At 66.7% G+C, this 17169-nt stretch carries 18 protein-coding genes; 5 read left to right on the forward strand and 13 right to left on the reverse strand.

Features of this window, described 5'->3' with window-relative positions; all coding sequences use genetic code 11:
* Nucleotides 1–696 (reverse strand): outer membrane protein (locus tag ACODRV_RS13075; RefSeq protein WP_488908609.1); only part of this gene is annotated, 696 nt, incomplete at its 3' end.
* A gap of 312 nt (nt 697–1008) precedes the next feature.
* Here ACODRV_RS13075 and ACODRV_RS13080 point away from each other — a divergent pair.
* The gene (locus ACODRV_RS13080) at nt 1009–1503 is read left to right on the forward strand and encodes a hypothetical protein (RefSeq protein ID WP_141625521.1); all 495 of its coding nucleotides are present in this window, start codon (nt 1009–1011) and stop codon (nt 1501–1503) included.
* A gap of 103 nt (nt 1504–1606) precedes the next feature.
* Here ACODRV_RS13080 and ACODRV_RS13085 read toward each other — a convergent pair whose 3' ends face one another.
* The 4 genes from ACODRV_RS13085 to ACODRV_RS13100 form a co-directional block, all read right to left on the reverse strand.
* Nucleotides 1607–2413 (reverse strand): alpha/beta hydrolase, encoded by an 807-nt coding sequence (locus ACODRV_RS13085; RefSeq protein WP_488908610.1) that lies wholly within the window; start codon nt 2411–2413, stop codon nt 1607–1609.
* Between the two features lie 24 nt (nt 2414–2437).
* On the reverse strand, nt 2438–3259 hold the full coding sequence (locus ACODRV_RS13090; protein ID WP_488908611.1) for an alpha/beta fold hydrolase: 822 nt from the start codon (nt 3257–3259) through the stop codon (nt 2438–2440).
* Between the two features lie 123 nt (nt 3260–3382).
* Entirely contained in the window at nt 3383–4165 is a 783-nt protein-coding gene (locus ACODRV_RS13095) for an alpha/beta hydrolase (RefSeq protein WP_488908612.1), read from the reverse strand.
* 207 nt (nt 4166–4372) lie between these two features.
* On the reverse strand, nt 4373–5302 hold the full coding sequence (locus ACODRV_RS13100; RefSeq protein WP_141625525.1) for a LysR family transcriptional regulator: 930 nt from the start codon (nt 5300–5302) through the stop codon (nt 4373–4375).
* Nucleotides 5303–5416: 114 nt separating this feature from the next.
* On the opposite strand from ACODRV_RS13100, the gene ACODRV_RS13105 reads away from it, so the two are divergent.
* Entirely contained in the window at nt 5417–6115 is a 699-nt protein-coding gene (locus ACODRV_RS13105; RefSeq protein ID WP_141625526.1) for a pirin family protein, read from the forward strand.
* 128 nt (nt 6116–6243) lie between these two features.
* On the opposite strand, the gene ACODRV_RS13110 is transcribed toward ACODRV_RS13105, so the two are convergent.
* The 6 genes from ACODRV_RS13110 to ACODRV_RS13135 all read right to left on the reverse strand — a co-directional run bounded on the left by ACODRV_RS13110 (nt 6244) and on the right by ACODRV_RS13135 (nt 12514).
* Nucleotides 6244–6945 carry a glutathione S-transferase N-terminal domain-containing protein gene (locus tag ACODRV_RS13110; protein WP_488908613.1) on the reverse strand — a complete coding sequence of 234 codons (702 nt, stop codon included), beginning with the start codon at nt 6943–6945 and terminating at the stop codon, nt 6244–6246.
* 88 nt (nt 6946–7033) lie between these two features.
* The gene (locus ACODRV_RS13115; protein ID WP_488908614.1) at nt 7034–7447 is read right to left on the reverse strand and encodes a DUF6491 family protein; all 414 of its coding nucleotides are present in this window, start codon (nt 7445–7447) and stop codon (nt 7034–7036) included.
* 56 nt (nt 7448–7503) lie between these two features.
* Nucleotides 7504–9285: a tRNA (5-methylaminomethyl-2-thiouridine)(34)-methyltransferase MnmC2 gene (gene mnmC2 / locus ACODRV_RS13120; RefSeq protein ID WP_488908615.1), complete on the reverse strand. Its 1782-nt coding sequence runs from the start codon at nt 9283–9285 to the stop codon at nt 7504–7506.
* A gap of 49 nt (nt 9286–9334) precedes the next feature.
* Nucleotides 9335–9637, reverse strand: a complete 303-nt coding sequence (locus tag ACODRV_RS13125; RefSeq protein ID WP_168196757.1) for a hypothetical protein — start codon at nt 9635–9637, stop codon at nt 9335–9337.
* A 112-nt stretch (nt 9638–9749) separates the two neighbouring features.
* Nucleotides 9750–10616 (reverse strand): flagellar motor stator protein MotA, encoded by an 867-nt coding sequence (motA, locus tag ACODRV_RS13130; RefSeq protein WP_141625530.1) that lies wholly within the window; start codon nt 10614–10616, stop codon nt 9750–9752.
* A 98-nt stretch (nt 10617–10714) separates the two neighbouring features.
* Nucleotides 10715–12514, reverse strand: a complete 1800-nt coding sequence (locus ACODRV_RS13135) for a long-chain-acyl-CoA synthetase (protein WP_488908616.1) — start codon at nt 12512–12514, stop codon at nt 10715–10717.
* Between the two features lie 314 nt (nt 12515–12828).
* Here ACODRV_RS13135 and ACODRV_RS13140 point away from each other — a divergent pair, with 314 nt between their 5' ends.
* Entirely contained in the window at nt 12829–13371 is a 543-nt protein-coding gene (locus tag ACODRV_RS13140; RefSeq protein WP_488908617.1) for a hypothetical protein, read from the forward strand.
* A gap of 50 nt (nt 13372–13421) precedes the next feature.
* Here ACODRV_RS13140 and ACODRV_RS13145 read toward each other — a convergent pair whose 3' ends face one another.
* A complete protein-coding gene (locus ACODRV_RS13145; RefSeq protein ID WP_488908618.1) occupies nt 13422–14741 on the reverse strand; it encodes a PQQ-dependent sugar dehydrogenase in 1320 nt (439 codons plus the stop codon).
* Between the two features lie 10 nt (nt 14742–14751).
* Nucleotides 14752–15300 carry a lipocalin family protein gene (locus ACODRV_RS13150; protein ID WP_141625534.1) on the reverse strand — a complete coding sequence of 183 codons (549 nt, stop codon included), beginning with the start codon at nt 15298–15300 and terminating at the stop codon, nt 14752–14754.
* A gap of 106 nt (nt 15301–15406) precedes the next feature.
* On the opposite strand from ACODRV_RS13150, the gene ACODRV_RS13155 reads away from it, so the two are divergent.
* Both ACODRV_RS13155 and ACODRV_RS13160 read left to right on the forward strand, forming a co-directional pair.
* Complete coding sequence (locus ACODRV_RS13155; protein WP_488908619.1) at nt 15407–16345, forward strand: ABC transporter ATP-binding protein; 939 nt, start codon at nt 15407–15409, stop codon at nt 16343–16345.
* Nucleotides 16345–17112, forward strand: a complete 768-nt coding sequence (locus tag ACODRV_RS13160; RefSeq protein WP_141625536.1) for an ABC transporter permease — start codon at nt 16345–16347, stop codon at nt 17110–17112. The genes ACODRV_RS13155 and ACODRV_RS13160 overlap by 1 nt, the downstream gene beginning before the upstream one ends.
* The last annotated feature ends 57 nt before the right edge of the window (nt 17113–17169 follow it).

Consider the following 17169-nt stretch of genomic DNA (forward strand, 5'->3'; position numbering starts at 1 on the left):
CACCGGCGGAGGCGGCGGGGGCGGAGGAGGCGGGGGCGGCGGAGGCGGAGGCGGCGGGGCCACGACCGGCGGCGGCGGAGCCGCGACGGCGCCGAACGAATAGCGCAGGCCGAGGGTCACCGAGTGGTCCTCGAAATCGCCCGAGAAGCTGTCGACGCCATCCGACATCTCCAGATCGGCGACGTTCAGGTAGCGATACGTCAGATCGAGGCTGGCGCGTTCGGTCATCCGCCAAGCAGCGCCGGCCAGCAGTTGCCAGCCGAAGGCGGTGTCATCGACATCCTCGATCTCGACCTTGGCGGCGCCCACGCCAGCGCCGACGAACGGACGGAACGCGGCATCACGGTTGCCGAAGTCATACAGCACATTCGCCATCAGGGAGGTGGCGCTGGCGTCGACGTCCGACACGGTCAGCCCGTCGAACTCGAGCTCGTCGCTCTCGCGATAACCGGCCTCGGCTTCAATCCGCCAGTTGGCGTTCAGGCGATAGCCCAGACGACCAAAACCGGCCCAGTTGTCACCGGCCTTGACCTCGACCGGGGCGCAGACGACGCCGCTGCAGGCTTCCCAGTCGTTGCTTTGCGGCCAGTGGTAGCCGATGTCGCCCGCGACGTAGACGCCGTCCGGATCGGCGAGCGCCGGGGTGGCGCCGAACAGTGCGAGGAGGGCGGCTCCCGCCATCAATTGCTTTTTCATGTTTTCTCCTTCTCGCAGGAAGGAGGTCCCACGAGCGGAGGGTTAAAAGACGAAGCCCGCGAGCGGTTGCATCGGCCCTCGAAGCTTGTGTGGCTGACCGGAAGAGTGTGGCGCCAAAGCCGCGGTTCGGGCCCGCTGCCGGGGTGGCGCGGTTGCCGCGGGCTGCGCTGGGTGTGAGCGTCCTGGCGCCAGACGGCCTCCGAAGCGCGGCGGACGGTGTGCGTCGGCCTTCCGCGCGCCCAACACTGTTCGCTCTGGCCCCAAGACGGGTCCTGTGAGAGGCTGCGCCGGGCAACGATGCGGGAGGCGTCAATGAAAGGGTTTCTGGCGTTTCTGGTCCTCCAGACCATCAGCGTTCCGGCCTATTCTCCGCCGGCCGCCTTGCCGGAACCCGCGCCGGATCAACTCAGTCTGGTGGTCGCCACCACGGTGTCCGAGACCGACCCCCAGCCCCTGTGTGATCGACCGAACTGCACCTCGCTGTTTCTCGGGCGCTACAGGGAGGCGGTGACGCTGGCCGGTCCGATCACGCCGATGGATTTCGTCGCGCGGGTGGAAATGGGGTCGCCGTGGATTCGTCCTTACCGGCTGGCTCTGATCGTCGAACAGCGACCGGGGAAGGAGCCTCTGGTCCGGGCCATGACCGGTTTCAGCCAGCGGTCCGGCAAGGCCTGCTTCCAGGCCGGACAGCTCAGCGGCCTGCGGTGGTCGCCGGAAGGCCCCGGCATTTCACGTGAGGCCGGTGCGCTCTGCGTCAGCGAGACGCCACAGGCGGGCGACGCCCAAGGATCGAATTCGGGACGATAGCCCTCCCCGGGATCGCTGGCGCGGAAACTCTCCTCCAGCGCCTCATCCAGCCGATCATCCGGAGTCCCGGCGAGTTCTTCGCCATCCATGGTGCGGTCAGGGCTCAGGGCTTCGTCTCATCCAGTGTTTGCGCCCAGCGCAGGCAGACATCGGCGACCTCTTCCCGGCCAGGTTCGGCCAGCAGCAGGTGGGATCGGCCGGGGAAGCGGTGAAAGTCCGTTCGGGCGGCGGATCGGGACTGAATGCGCCACGCCGCGCGCGACAGATAGGGAGTCACCAGCCGGTCCCGGTCACCGGAGGTGATCAGCAGGGGCCGGGTCCGTCTGCGTGGATCAATCCGCGTCCCGGCCCAGAACGCGGCCTGATAGAAGACTCGCCCCGGCGTCGGGATCACATAGGTGTCGTAGGAACTGTTCTGCAGGCCGACCGGCGCGGCGTTGGCGAAGCGGGCAGCCCAGCGAGAGCGGCTCATCGCATAGGGACGGTTCCACCCGTTCCAGCGCAGGATCGGAGGCAGGGCGGCGGTCAGCGTCCACCAGCCGGGAATGATCCCGCCGATCGGGGCCGGATTGATCGCGATCCCGGCCCGGCCGACGCCTCGATCAAGCAGCATCTGTGCGAACAGGCCGCCGAAGGAATGGCCGACCAGCAAGGGCGGTGACGGCAAGGCCTCGATCACAGCCTGCAATTCATCGACGATCCGGCCGACCGTCAGACCCCCCAATTCCGCAGGCGCAGAGGCGTTCAGCGATACCGCTGAACGCCCCTTCAATACATCCCAGGTGGGCGTCAGCACGGTCCAGCCGCCGTCCTCCCACGGCTTTCGGAAGTCCGCCCAGGAGTCCGTCGTGACCCAGAGGCCGTGGATCAGAACAACCGTTCTGTCAGCTGCCTTTCCCGCGTCGGCCATGACGGACTCCCTTCGACGGGGGGATCAGCTGCGGATGAACTCCAGCAGGTCGGCGTTCAGGCGATCCTGTTCGACGGTGGCGAGGCCGTGCGAGCCGCCCTCATAGACCTTCAGGATCGAGCCCTTGACGATCTCGTGCGACTTGCGCGCGGCGGCGTCGATGGGGACGATCTGGTCGTCGTCGCCGTGGATGATCAGGGTCGGCTTGTCGAACTTCTCAAGGTCCGGGGTGTAATCCACTTCCGAGAACTCGCGGATGCAGTCCAGCTGCCCCTTGATGCCGCCCATCATGCCCTGCAGCCAGAAGCTCTCACGGACGCCCTCCGAAATCTTCGCGCCCGGCCGGTTGTACCCGTAGAACGGAATGGTCAGGTCCTTGAAGAACTGGCTGCGGTCCGCATAGGTCCCCTGACGGATGCCGTCGAACACCTCGATCGGCAGGCCGCCGGGGTTGGCTTCGGTCTTCAGCATCAGCGGGGGCACGGCGCCGATCAGCACGATCCTGGCGACACGGCTGGAGCCGTGACGACCCACGTAGTGGGTGATCTCGCCGCCCCCGGTCGAGTGGCCGACCAGCACGAGATCCTTCAGGTCCAGCGTCTCGATCAGGGCGTGCAGGTCGTCGGCGTACTGGTCCATGTGGTTGCCGTCCCAGGTCTGGTCCGAGCGGCCATGGCTGCGGCGGTCATGGGCGATAACGCGATAGCCGTTCGAGCCGAGGAACTGCATCTGCACGTCCCAGGCGTCACCGCTCAGCGGCCAGCCGTGACTGAACAGGACCGGCTGGCCCTTGCCCCAGTCCTTGTAGAAAATCTGGGCGCCGTCGTTCGCGGTGATGAAGGCCATTGCAGTCTCTCCTGAGGGTCCGGCGGGGCCGGTTGTGTGTGTTTGACGAGAGGATCATCGCCCGGGATCGCCGGCGCGAAAACGGAAACGATTGAAACTCAAGCTTTCCGGAAATGACCCGGTTCAGCGCGCGATCTGATGCTCGACCGCCCAGTCCAGGGCGTAGTCGGCGACCGTCTCCCAGCCTGCGTCCATGCAGGTCCAGTGCGAGCGGCCGTCGAACTGTTTGAAGTCGGTCCGGCTGGGGGCCTTGCTCTGCTGCTTGTAGATGCCGCGGACCATGGAGGCGTCGGCGATCAGGTCGATCGCGCCGGCGATCAGGAGCAGGGGCGCACGGTTCGGGTTCTTCCAGCTGATCTTGCCCGAAGCGCCGGTGACGCCGTCCCAGTAGACCTTGCCCGGCGTGGGAACGATGTAGGCGTCATACAGCTCGGTGACCTTGTCGCGCGGCGCGGTCTGGGCGAAGCGCTCGGCGAAGAATTTGCGCGACATCGTCTTCACCTTCTTCCAGCTGAACAGGTCCAGGAAGACCGGCAGGGCCGAGACGATGGCGTGGCCGCCCAACGGTACGCCCGGTGTCGGGGCGGGATTGATCGCAACCCCGGCGACGCCCAGACCCCGATCCAGCAGGTGCTGAACGCAGACGCCGCCCAGCGAATGGCCGATCAGGATCGGCGCCGCGGGCAGGGCGCGGATCAGCCGCTCATAGTGGTCGAACAGATCGGTCTGGCCGACCTTGGCAAGAGCCTTTTCAGGGAAGTCACGGAGCTCGGCCGGCGTCCGGTCATCGTGGGGCCAGTCGGGGGTGACAACCGTATAGCCCTTGGCCTCATAGCGAGCCTTGAACCCCGCCCAGCTGGCCGAGTTCAGCCATGCGCCGTGGATCAGCATGATGGTCTTGGTCATGGTCGGCCTCAGGCTCGGGCGCGACGGTTCGGCCGCGCGGTCATACGGGATCATCGTCGTGGAAGGCACGGCGAACGCGGACGCGAGGACTGGGTCAGGATCGGCTGGTGTGATCGGGAGGCGTCAAAACCAGAGTTGGGCGTATGAAGACACGGATTGATGCTGAGTGGAAGATGTTACCGGTATCATTCGTGATGAACGGTCGGCTCAGTCACGGCCGACCGTGTCTCCCGGCCACAGCGGGGCCGAAAAGCGGGCGGTCAAATAGGTCATCAGGGCGGTGACTCGCGCGGGGCGCGGTCCACCGCCGGGCGCCACCAGATGCAGGTCGATGGGCGGCAGGGTCCAGTCGGTCATGACGGTGACCAGCTTTCCGGCGGCAAGGTCGCGCCAGTAGATGAAGTCCGGCTGTGGCGCGACGCCCAGCCCCGCGCAAAGGGCCGCCGTCAGGGCATCGGCGTTGTTGGCCCGCATTGGTCCCAGCGGACGGACCGTGACCTCATCGCCCTTGCCGTTCACGAACCGCCAGAGCTCGGCGTTGGGCAGGTAGGCGTATCCAAGGCAGGAATGGCGGACGAGGTCGGACGGATGTTCGGGCCATCCGCGTTGGTCCAGATAGTCGGGCGCCGCAACCAGATGGCGTCGGATCGGGCGCAGTTTGCGCGCTGTGAGGGAGGAGTCCGGCAGGGCGGCGATCCGCAAGGCGCAGTCGAAGCCGCCGCCGACCAGATCGGTCACTTCGTCCGACAGATGCAGGTCCACCGAAACGTCGGGATGGGTGGCCAGAAACTCGGGAAGGGCGGGGGCGACATAGGCCATGCCGAAAGACATGGGGGCGGCGAGGCGCACCAGACCACGGGGCTGGATCGCCTGATCCAGCATTTCGCCCTCCGCTGCTTCGGCCTCGGACAGCATGTGGGAAGCGCGCGCGGCCAAGGTCCGTCCGGCGTCTGTCAGCGAGAACCGGCGCGAGGTCCGGTGCAGCAGGGTGGCGCCGAGTCGAAGCTCCAGCCGGGTGACCGCCTTCGACACCGTCGCCTTGGACAGGGCCAGAGCCTCCGCCGCCCGCGAGAAGGACTGGGTCTCCGCGACCTTGGAAAAAATGGCTAGGGCTTCAAGATCCGGCAGTTTCGACATGCACGCTCCGCGAAACGATGTGTTTCAGGGGTTTCTATTTCTGATCCGAAGCCGATCACTATCTTGGCGTCAAGCAATAGCGGCCCCCGATGGCGGGGGCGCGGAGACAAGACCATGATCGAGCTGCGACCGTTCGAAAGCCTGGGTGGCGCAAACCACGGCTGGCTCAATGCGAAGCACCACTTCTCCTTCGCCAACTATTATGATCCCAAGCGGATGAGCTGGGGCGGACTGCGCGTCTGGAATGACGACGAGATCGCCGCCGGCACGGGTTTCCCGCCCCACCCGCACTCGGACATGGAGATCATCACCTACGTCCGCGAAGGCGCGATCACCCACGAGGACAGCCTCGGCAACAAGGGGCGCACCGAAGCGGGCGACGTGCAGGTGATGAGCGCCGGCACGGGTATCCGTCACGCCGAGTACAACGCCGAGCCGGAACTGACCCGGATCTTCCAGATCTGGATCGAGCCGACCCGTCGCGGCGAGAAGCCGTCGTGGGGCTCGCGCCCCTTCCCCAAGGGTGACCGCGCCGGTCAGTTCGTGGTCCTCGCCTCCGGCTTCGAAGGCGACGGCGACGCCCTGCCGATCCGCACGGAAGGCCGTGTGGTCGCCGCGACCCTGAAGGCCGGTGAAACCGCGGAATATCCCCTGGGCGCGACCCGTCGCGGCTACATGGTTCCGGCGGTCGGCGAGATCGAGGTCAACGGCGTCAAGGCGAAAGCCCGCGACGGGGTGGCCATCGCAGAGGTTGAAACGATCACGGTGACGGCCCTGACCGACGCCGAACTGGTTCTGGTCGACGCGGCGTAAGCCTGCGACCGGAGCGGGCCCGCGGCTCCCTGTCCTCCCCCCCGACGCCGCGGGTCCGCACGTTCATCCGGAACTGAAAAGGGGCGGTCCATGCGGGCCGCCCCTTCTTTCTTGCTCGATTTCTGAAGTCAGCCCTTCGCGGGGATGTTCAGGCCCCGCTGCACCGCAGGGCGGGCCAGACCGCGTTCCAGCCACGCCGGGACGTTTTTCAGCTCGTCGAACTTCACCAGTTCGCCGGCTTCATAGAAGCCGACCAGATTGCGGATCCAGCCTAGGGTGGCGACATCGGCGATGGAATAGTCGCTCATGATCCAGTCGCGGCCTTCAAGCCGGTCGTCCAGCACCTTCAGCAGCCGGGTCGCCTCCCCGACGTAGCGTTCCAGCGGACGTTTGTCCTCGTAGGCCTTGCCCGCGAATTTGTGGAAGAAACCGACCTGTCCGAACATCGGGCCGATGGCGGCCATCTGGAACATCACCCATTGCAGGGTTTCATATCGGCCCGTGGCATCCGTCGGGATCAGCTTGCCGGTCTTCTCGGCCAGATAGACGAGGATCGCGCCGGACTCGAACAGGGCCATCGGCTTCCCGTCCGGACCATCAGGGTCAATGATCGCCGGGATCTTGCCGTTGGGGTTCAGCGAAAGGAATTCGGGCCCCCAGGTCTCGTTCTTCGTGATGTCGACCAGATGCGGCTCATACGGCAGGCCGATCTCCTCCAGCATGATGGAGATCTTCACGCCGTTGGGCGTGTTCAGCGAATAAAGCTGCAGCCGGTCAGGATGCGCGGCGGGCCAACGCCGGGTGATCGGGAAGGCGGCGAGGTCGTCCATGAGCGGCTCCGGTCAAGGTTTGATGTCCCCATGTCGGAACGGCGCCGTCGATATGCAACTTCGCCGACCCGTCGCGCCCGGGCCGGCCTCAGGGGGCGTGGGCGGAGGGCAGGGCCGCGATCTCTTCAGCCGTCAGCTTGCGCGTGATGCGAACCCGGCAAACCTCGGTCGGAGAGGTCGAACCGGGCACAACGAGCCGGGCCCAGTCCTCGGTGCAGAGACGCGAACCCCCGATACCGCCGATGTCCGGCAGGATGGCCATTCGGTTTGCGAAGTCCAGATCGCGACAGCCGCCCGCGGCGTTGATCTCATAGACATCGCTGCGGCCGACGCGAAGGAAGACCTGATCCGATCGGCCCTGGCGGAAATTGGTCACCTGCTGAACGCTGAAGCATTCGCGGGCGCGGGTCGGGGTTCCGGCGGTTTCGGTGCCGGTGGTCGGGGCGCAGGCGGCGAGGAAGGCGATGGTGACGCCGACGCAGGTCAGAACAGTTGTACGCATAGGAAGCTCCCTCCTTGACCCCCGTCGAGACATAGCGTCTGCCGTCCCGCCCGGTTTCACAAGCCCTCCGCGCGGGAGAATCGCGACGGCGCGACCCGTTCCGCCAGATCGCGCGCCAGCGGCGACGGCGCCTGGAGCGCCTGCGCCACGACGTGCTCGGCCAACAGTGGGGCGACGCAAAAGCCGCGTGAGCCCAGTCCGCCAAGGACATGGAGGCTGGGTTCCAGTTCCCCGGCGACCGGCAGGCGATCCGGTGTTGTTGCGCGCACGGCTGTGCGGGCGCGCGTGGGGCCGGAGGCCTCAACCCGCCCCGCCAGTTCCGGCAGGCGGGCGGCGAGGGCGGCCAGATTGCGGGCCGAGGCCTCGGCTGACGGTGAAGGATCGGTTACGCCACGGTCGTGGGTGGCGCCGAACAGCAGGCCTGTCCCTGTCGGGGCTGCATAGCCGCCCCAGGCGAGGGGAGCGGAGATGACGCTGTCCGCGACATCCGCCTGTCCAGCGACAGGGGACAGAGGCAGTTGCGGCCGAAGCGCCGCATTGCCCCAGCCCCCGGTCAGCACCACGACGTCGGCGTCGAGGATGGTCGCGCCGGAGGCGTCGGTCAGACGCCAGCGGCTCCCGATGCGTTCGAAGCCTGTGACCGTTGCGGTGCGCCGCTCGACGCCGGCCAGCCAGTTGTCCAGCACCGCGGACGGCCTGACGACCATGGCGTCGCGCATCTCCAGTCCACCAGTCGAGATCGGCTCCCTGGCTTGTCTGGCGCAGGCCTCCGCATCCCGCACGGTCATGGCGTCAGCGGGCCACAAATCCTGCGCCGCGACCTTGAGGTGTCGGCCCGCAACGCGCGAGGCCTGTTCGAGCTGGAGAACGCCGCGAGCCAGCACTGCGTCCGGTGTCGCGCTGTAGAGAGAGCCGGCCCGCTCGAGTGCGGCGGCGTACAGGGCGGCGATTCCGCGGTCCCCGGCGTCGAGACGGGGTGTCACCAGTGAGGCGTCAAAGCCTGACGCCCCGGCGCCGGGGCGGCCGGCTTCGATAATCGTGGGGCGTAGACCGAGGGCGCTGACGGCTCGGGCGACCGAGGCCCCGGCGATCCCGGCCCCGACGATGGCGACCACGGGAGGCTTCGGTTCAATGACGTATCCGCCGAGACGCGCCTCGAGCCTTTCCCGCTTGCGGCCATGGCCGGGTCGCTTGTCGACCGTGAAGCCGCGTTCGCCGAGACCCCGTCTGACCGCGCCCGCGACGGTGAAGGTGGCCACCCGCGCGCCGGGCGCGGATCGGGCGGTGATCAGATCCAGCACATCGTCTGACCACATGCCGGGATTTGTGGAGGGTGCGAAGCCGTCGAGGAACCAGGCGTCCGCCTGCCCCGACCAGTCGCCTATGGCGTCCTTCACTTCGCCGATGGCCAGATCGAGCGTCGCGTCGAAGTCGGGCAGGTCCATCCGGTGCAGGCCGGGCGTGGGGGCGGGCCATGCGGCGAGCAGGGCGTCGACGGCGTCGCGGATTTCCGGCCAGTTTCCCAGCGCCCGGGCGGCTTGCTCACGGGACAGGGGGAAGCCTTCGACCGAGAAGATATGCAGCTTTCCACCGGGGGGGCGTTCACGCCGCCAGAGGTCCAGAAGGGCGGCGATGTTCAGCCCGGTCCCAAACCCCAACTCGGCCACGGTGAACCCGCGCCGGTCGCGCCAGGCGACGGGCAGGTCACATCCGGCCAGAAAGACCGCGCGCGTCTCCGCCAGCCCGTCCTCGCGCGAGAAATAGACATCGTCGAAGCGGCCGGATCGCGGCGCGCCGTCGTCGGTCCACAGCAGTCGGGGCGAACGGTCGTCAGTCATCGCCCCCACCTACACCGCGAGGGCGAGGGGCGAAACGATGCGGCGAGGATCAGTGACCGGCGTCTTCGCCGTGAGCCTGGGCCGGCGCGTGGGTGTCGGCGGGAGCGGCCTCGGCGGCCGGGGCGGGCGCGGCGGCGCCTTCCTGCTGGGCGGTCACCGTCGTGGCGGCCTGGTCGGCGGCGAGGCGGGCGTCGGCCGCGGCCTGTTCGTCCGAGACGGTCGCGGCTTCGAGCGAGGCGTCCGAGGCGGCCTGGGCGTCGCTGGAGTGTTCGGGGGCCTCGGTCTCCGCGGCGCCGCAGGCGGCGAGCGTCAGGACGGCGGCGGAAGCGGCGATCAGGGCGACGATACGCATGGGTCGATCCTTCGAAAACGGGTCTGGGCGAGGCCTGTTGCAGCCTCGAGCTAAAGGGAGGTCCGACGGGAGCGCAAGTTAAAAGCCCCCCATGTCCGGAGCGCCGGGCGGTCTACTCGGTCGGCGCGGCCGACAGGGTCTCTTCCATTTCGGCGAAGGACGGCTGGGCCGGCGAGGGAATATCGCCCCGGCCGATCTCGACCGAAATCTGGGCCGCATTGCCGTGCAGGTGGGCGACCAGCACCGACTGGATGATCTTGTAGTAGGCGCCTTCCTCATCGACGATCGACTTCAGCCGCGCCGCGATCGGGCCGACCAGACCATAGGCCAGGAACACGCCCATGAAGGTGCCGACCAGCGCGCCGCCGATCATGCCGCCCAGAACTTCCGGCGGCTCGGTGATCGAGCCCATGGTCTTGATGACGCCCAGCACGGCCGCGACGATGCCCAGCGCGGGCAGGGCGTCGGCGAGGTTCTGAAGCGCGCTCGGCGCCCCCAGCGCCTCGTGGTGATGCTTCTCGAGCTGCTTCTCCATGGCGTCCTCGATCTGGTGAGGATCTTCCAGGTTCATGGTCATCATCCGCAGGGTGTCGCAGATGAAGTCCGTGGCGAAGTGATCCTTCAGCACCTTGGGGTACTTCTGGAAAATCGTGCTTTCGGAAGGCTTCTCGATATGGCTTTCAAGGGCGATGACGCCCTTGGACTTCATCGTCTTGGTCAGCTGGAACAGAAGGGACAGCAGGTCCTTGTAGTCCTGCTTCTTCCACTTGGGGCCGGCGAACGCCTTGCCCAGACCGCCCAGCGAGGACTTCAGGACCGGCACGCTGTTGGAAATCAGGAAGGCCGCAATGCCGGCGCCGCCGATGGCCATCAGCTCGTGAGGCGCGGCGTGCAGGATCACCTCGAACTTGCCGCCCGAGATAGCGTAGCTGCCGAACACCAGGGCGAACAGCAGCACAATGCCGATAATCTGGAACATGGAAGACGGGGAGCCCCAACGCGCGAGAGGCCCTGATCTTCGACGTTAATGATTAACCGGCGATTGCCGAAAGGCTCCGCAATTGTGCGAAGCCGGGATCAGAGGCGGGTTTCGCCGCTCAGGATCCCTGCGCGGGCCGCCTCGGTCAGTTTCGTGTAGCCGCTCTTGCCGCCGCGAACGTACAGGGCGCCGTCGACCTTTTCCGGGTCGAAGCCGTCGGCGACCAGATCGACCTTGCGATACTTGAAGGTGCCGGTGGTCTCGGCCTCCTTGATAATGCGGACAAACGCGGGCCGGGCGTAGGAGGGCAGTTCCTGATCGACCCATTCGGCGAAGGTTTTTGCCGAGAAGCGGCCGTCGATCACCAGCGCGACCATGCCCGCCTTGCCTTCCTGACCCGGGACGGGAACGCCGTAGGCGATGACCTCCTTGACGCCCGGCGCATCGGCGAGGCGTTGCTCGACCTCGGCGGTCGAGACGTTCTCGCCCTTCCAGCGATAGGTGTCGCCGATCCGGTCGATGAAATAGATGTAGCCGTCCGAGTCCTGCTTCATCAGATCGCCGGTGCGGAACCAGCGGTCGCCTCGCACGAAGACGTCGCGCAGGATCTTCTTCTCGGATGCGGCCTTGTCGGCATAGCCGGAGAATGCGTGGCGGGTGTCGTCGCCGATCATGCCGATGGCTTCCCCGACCTCGCCCGGTTTGGCCAGCTGGCACAGGCCGTCAGCGCCCCGCACCGGCAGCTCGGTGTCGATATCGAAGCGGACCAGCTTGCAGTTGATCTGTTTCTTGAGGAAGCCCGGGATGCGACCGATGGCCCCCGCCTTGCCGTCGAAATTGAACAGCGAGACGTTGCCCTCGGTCGAGCCGTAGAATTCCATGATGTTCGGGACGGCGAACCGCTTCTGGAAGTCTTCCCAGACGTCGGGACGAAGCCCGTTGCCGAAGGCGAGGCGCAGCTTGTGGCTCCGCTCGTCCGGCGCTTCCGGGCAGTTCACCAGATAGCGGCACAGCTCGCCGATATAGACAAACAGGGTCGCACCCGAGGCCTTCACGTCCGGCCAGAAGCTGGAGGCGGAGAAGCGCTTGCGCAGCACCAGCTTGCCTCCGTTCAGCAGCGCCGGGCCGATGCCGACCAGGCCGCCGGTCGAGTGGTAAAGCGGCAGGACGTTGAAGGTCACATCCTTGTCCGTGCCCGCCGTGGCGCCGGCGAAGGCCCGCATGTAGGTGCGGGCGCGGGCATGGGTGATCTTGGCCGCCTTGGGCAGGCCGGTGGTGCCCGAGGTGAAGATGTACAGGGCGGTGTCACGGTTGGTCAGGCCCGAGCGGATCGAACGCGCTGGCCGGACCGACGATCCGCCGCGCACCGGCTTGTCGAGGCCGCGACGTTCATCCGCCTCATCCTCGTCGGCCAGACCCAGAACCCAGAGCATCAGATTGCGATCAACCAGAGAACGGGCGTCCTCGACCTTGCGCCAGCAATCCTCGTCCGTGACCACCTGCGACGCATTGGAGATGGTCAGGCAGTGGGCGAGGGCGTGGCCCGTCAGGTTGGTGTTGATCAGCGCCGTGCCGACCCCGACCTTGGCGAAGCCCATCCAGGCGGCGATGTACTCAGCCCGGTTCTGCATCACCAGGGCGACAGTGTCTCCGCGCTTGAGGCGACGGCTGACGGCCCAGTGCCCGAAGCGATTCGCCATGGCGTCGAGCTCGCGGTAGCTGATGCTGCGACGGTCATCCTGGATCGCGATGTGATCGGCGAACTTGTCGACGGCCTCTTCCCAGTCGTCACAGACGAGATCGGGGCTGTCCATGGTGATCGGCTTGATGCGTCCGAGCAGGAGTCGCAGGCCCTTCACGAACCGCATGTCGCGCCGGATGTTCGCTACCAGACCCATAGTCACGTCCACTCGTCAGAAGCCCCCTCCGGTGATGAACAAGCGGGCCTCCCGGGTCAACCGGTGGGGGAATCGCCGAGGCGTTTTTGATGGTTTGCGAACGGTTTGCGCGCCGATTGCCGCCGGGCGTGGCGCCGATGCGGCGGTGACGTAGGGTCACTTCATCGCCTTTATTGCGGAGCTTTGCGGCGCGGACGGGATGAGTCGCTGCCCCAACTGTGGCGGGAACAGTGTTTCTTCGGGACATTCCGCCTCCTCGCGGAACCGCGATCTTCCTGGTGAGGTTTGGACCCCACGCTAAAGGAGGACCAGAGATGTCTGTGACCTATACCGACGACCGCAACGAAGCCCTGCGTGACGAGACCTTCGTTCCCGTTTATGCTCGAACCCGTTCAAGCCGGACGCGCAAAAAGGGCGTCCGGACCTGGATGATCCTCGCGCCGGTGGGTTTGCTGGTGATCGGCGGCGCGGCCGCTGCGACGATGACGATGAACAGTGGCGACGCGACACCTCCGCTGGCCGAGCCGGCGGCCACCGCTCCGGTGGTGTCACAGGCGCCGATGCCGATGACCGCTCCGACGGCCGAGGCGATGACGCCCACGGCGCCTATCGAAGCCGCGCCGGCTCCGGTCGAGCGCGAAGCGGCGCCGGCCCCGGCTCGCCGTGAAGCGCCGGCTCGCCGCGCCGCGCCGCGGGCTGAGGCGGCCACTCCGGCTCCCGCGCCCGCTCCCAGCGTCCCGGTCCAGTCGTCGCCATCGACCACGACCCTGAACACAGCGCCGGCCCAGACCAACCCGGCTCCGGTCACGGTCCCGACGCCGCCGCCCCCGGTGATCACCGTTGAACCGCTGAACTGATCCGGCACAACGAGAAAAGCCCCGGCGATCCGCCGGGGCTTTTTGCCGGATCAGGCCGCGGGAGAGACCCGCCAGATGACATTGCCGACGTCATCGGCGACCAGCAGGCCGCCAAGGGCGTCGAACTGAACCCCAACCGGACGGCCCATTGCCTGACCGTCCTCGTTCAGGAAGCCGGTGAGGACGTCCTGCGGCGGGCCGTTCGGCGCACCGTTCGCGAAGGGCACGAAGATCACCTTGTAGCCGTTGCGCGGGATGCGGTTCCACGATCCATGCTGCCCGACAAAGGCGCCGCCACGATACCGGGCGGGGAACAGACTTCCTTCGCCGAAGGTCAGGCCCAGCGAAGCGGTGTGGGCGCCCAGCGCGTAGTCCGGCCGGACGGCGCGGGCGACGAGGGCGGGATCCTGCGGCTTCACCCGCTCGTCGACCGTCTGGCCGTAATAGCTGTACGGCCAGCCGTAGAAGGCGCCGGGCGTGACCGAAGTCATGTAGTCGGGGACCAGATCGTTCCCCAGTTCATCCCGCTCGTTGACCGCCACCCACAGCTTGCCGCTGTCCGGCTGCCAGGCCATGCCGACCGGATTGCGCAGGCCCGACGCATAGATGCGACGCGCGCCGGTGGCGGGATTGATTTCGAGAATGGCCGCGCGCTCGACCTCCTCGTCCATGCCGTTCTCGCCGATGTTCGAATTGGACCCGACGCCGACATACAGCCGCGAGCCGTCGGCGCTTGCGACAAGGCTCTTGGTCCAGTGGTGATTACGTCCGGCGGGCAGGTCCGCGATCTTGCGCGGGGGGGCGGCGATCCGCGTCTCGCCGGCCCGATAGGGGAAGGCGACGACGGCGTCGGCGTTGGCGACGTAGAGGGTGTCCCCGACCAGAGTCATGCCGAAGGGCGACATCAGGTTTTCGAGGAAGGCGGTCCGGGTCTCCGCCACCCCGTCGCCATCCGCGTCACGCAGCAGGGTGATGCGGTCGGCGCTGGCGGCGCGGGCGCCTGCACGGCGCATTATCAGGCCCTGCGCCCACGCCCGGAAGCCGCCGCCAGCGCCGTCATCCAGTCCCTCGGGCTTGGGCGGGGCGTTGCTTTCGGCGACCAGAATGTCGCCGTTGGGCAGCCGGTATAGCCAGCGGGGATGGTCCAGCCCGACTGCGAAGGCCTGCACGCGGAAGCCTGCGGCGGGAACGGGCATGCGCCCCTCGGGCCAACGGGTCGCCTCGGCGATGTTGACCGTCGGCAGCAGGGTCGTGCGGGGCGCCGGCAGCGTAGGGTTCGGGCCGAAGCCAACGGAGGGATCGAGCTTCGATTCCGTGCTGCACCCGACAAGGGTCAATACGGCGACGGCAGCGAGGGCGGCTATGCGCATGCGGTCTCTTTCACCTGGGGGGCAGGGCGGGAAACTCCAGACGGCTGACATCATAGCCCAGCGCGCGGGCGCGGCCAGTCAGCTGTTCGATCTGCGCCTGGGTCGGAACCTCGCGGGTGAAAATGAACAGCCGTTCGAAGGTCGGATCAGCCGAGATGAACCAGCTGTAGGCGTCGTCATGGTCCAGCACCCAGTAATCCCAGGTCACAAATCCGCCGAGGTAACGGACCCGAAGCTTGGTGTTGGTGCCGGGATCGAGGATCTCACCGCGTCCGCCGAGGGCTTTCTCGCGACCGCCCGGTTGGCCCTGCTCGCAGGTGTCACGGACGTCCACCCGGGTCGGCGATACGAGCACATAGTTCGACGCGCCTGCGACACAGCCGTCGGTCAGACGGTCGGGCAGCCGCGCGACCTCGATCCACCGACCGGACCAAAGGCGTTCGGCATCGACGGGTTTGAGCGGCTGGGGCGCCCGATATTCCGAGGGAGAGGGGGCGGTCACACAGGCCGAGAGGCCGGTGGTCAGCAGCAGGGTGACGGCAAGTGAACGCAAGGTCATGATGGTCTCCGCGCGATTTCAACACCGCTGATACGCCGCTGTTCCCGGATTGGACTTGTGGGGCGGCGCCGTCGCGCATATCTGCGGCGCCCACGGGAGAGGGCGTATGCAGCCGGCCATCGTTATTGAAGGTCTGACAAAGACCTATAAGTCGGGCGTGCAAGCGCTCAAACCGGTCGATCTGACCATCGGCAAGGGTGAGATCTTCGCCCTGCTGGGGCCGAACGGCGCGGGCAAGACCACGCTGATCTCGATCATCTGCGGGATCGTCAACGGCTCGACCGGCCGGGTGCTGGCCGACGGTCACGACATCCGCAAGGACTACCGGAAGGCCCGGACGGTCATCGGACTGGTGCCCCAGGAACTGACCACCGATGCCTTCGAGACCGTGCGGGCGACGGTGACCTTCAGCCGCGGCCTGTTCGGCAAGGCGCCGAACCCGGCCTACATCGAACAGATCCTTCGCGACCTCAGTCTCTGGGACAAGAAGGACGCCAAGATCATGACCCTGTCCGGCGGCATGAAGCGCCGGGTCATGATCGCCAAGGCCCTGAGCCACGAACCCGATATCCTGTTCCTCGATGAGCCGACCGCCGGCGTGGATGTTGAGCTGCGCAAGGACATGTGGGCCATGGTTCGCAAGCTGCGCGAGCGCGGCGTGACGATCATCCTGACCACCCACTACATCGAGGAAGCCGAGGAGATGGCTGATCGCGTGGGGGTGATCCTGAAGGGGCAACTGATCCTCGTGGAGGAAAAGACCGCCCTGATGAAGAAGCTGGGCAAGAAGGCCCTGACCCTGCAACTGCAGGAGCCGGTGACGACGCTGCCCGCCGAACTGGCTGACTGGAAGGTCGAGCTGAAGAATGACGGCGCGGAGCTGGAATACGTCTTCGACGCCAATGCCGAGGACACCGGCGTGCCGGGCCTGCTGCGGCGGCTTGAGGCGATCGGGGTCGGCTTCAAGGACCTGTCCACCCGCCAGAGCTCGCTTGAGGACATCTTCGTGGGTCTTGTGCACCAGTCAAAGGCGGAGGCGGCGTGATGGCGTTCAACGGTTATGGCGTCTGGGCCATCTATCGTTTCGAGATGGCGCGCGCCCTGCGCACCTTCTGGCAGTCGATCATCACGCCGGTGGTGACGACAGCACTCTATTTCGTGGTCTTCGGCACAGCCATTGGCGGCCGGATCGAACAGGTCTTCGGCGTGCCGTACGGGGCGTTCATCGTTCCGGGCCTGATCATGCTGAGCCTGTTCACCAACTCGATCTTCAACGGGTCATTCGGCATCTACTTCCCGAAGTTCACGGGCACGATCTACGAGCTGCTTTCGGCGCCGGTTTCGCCGTTCGAGACCGTGCTCGGCTATGTCGGGGCGGCGGCGACCAAATCCTTCATTCTGGGGCTGGTCATTCTGGCGACGGCGGCCTTCTTCGTACCTTTGCAGATCCTGCACCCGGTGGCGATGCTGGCCTTCCTGATCCTGATCTCGGCGACTTTCAGCCTGTTCGGTTTCATCATCGGTATCTGGGCCCAGAGCTTCGAGCAGCTGAACTTCATCCCGATGCTGATCGTGACGCCCCTGACCTTCCTCGGCGGCGCCTTCTATCCGACCATCTGGCTGCCGGACGGCTGGCGGCTGGTCAGCCTGTTCAATCCGGTTGTCTATCTGATCTCGGGTTTCCGCTGGGCCTTCTTCGGCGTGGGCGATGTTTCGCTGGCTGTCAGTCTGGGCGCGACGCTGGGCTTCTTCTTCGTTTGTCTGGGCGTGGTCTTCTGGATGTTCCGCACCGGCTATCGCCTGAAGAACTGACCGGTCACGAAACCGGCCAGATCGGCCGCCACTTTCTGCGCGCGTAAGCGTTTGAAG

The organism is Brevundimonas sp. FG8 (assembly GCF_057808845.1).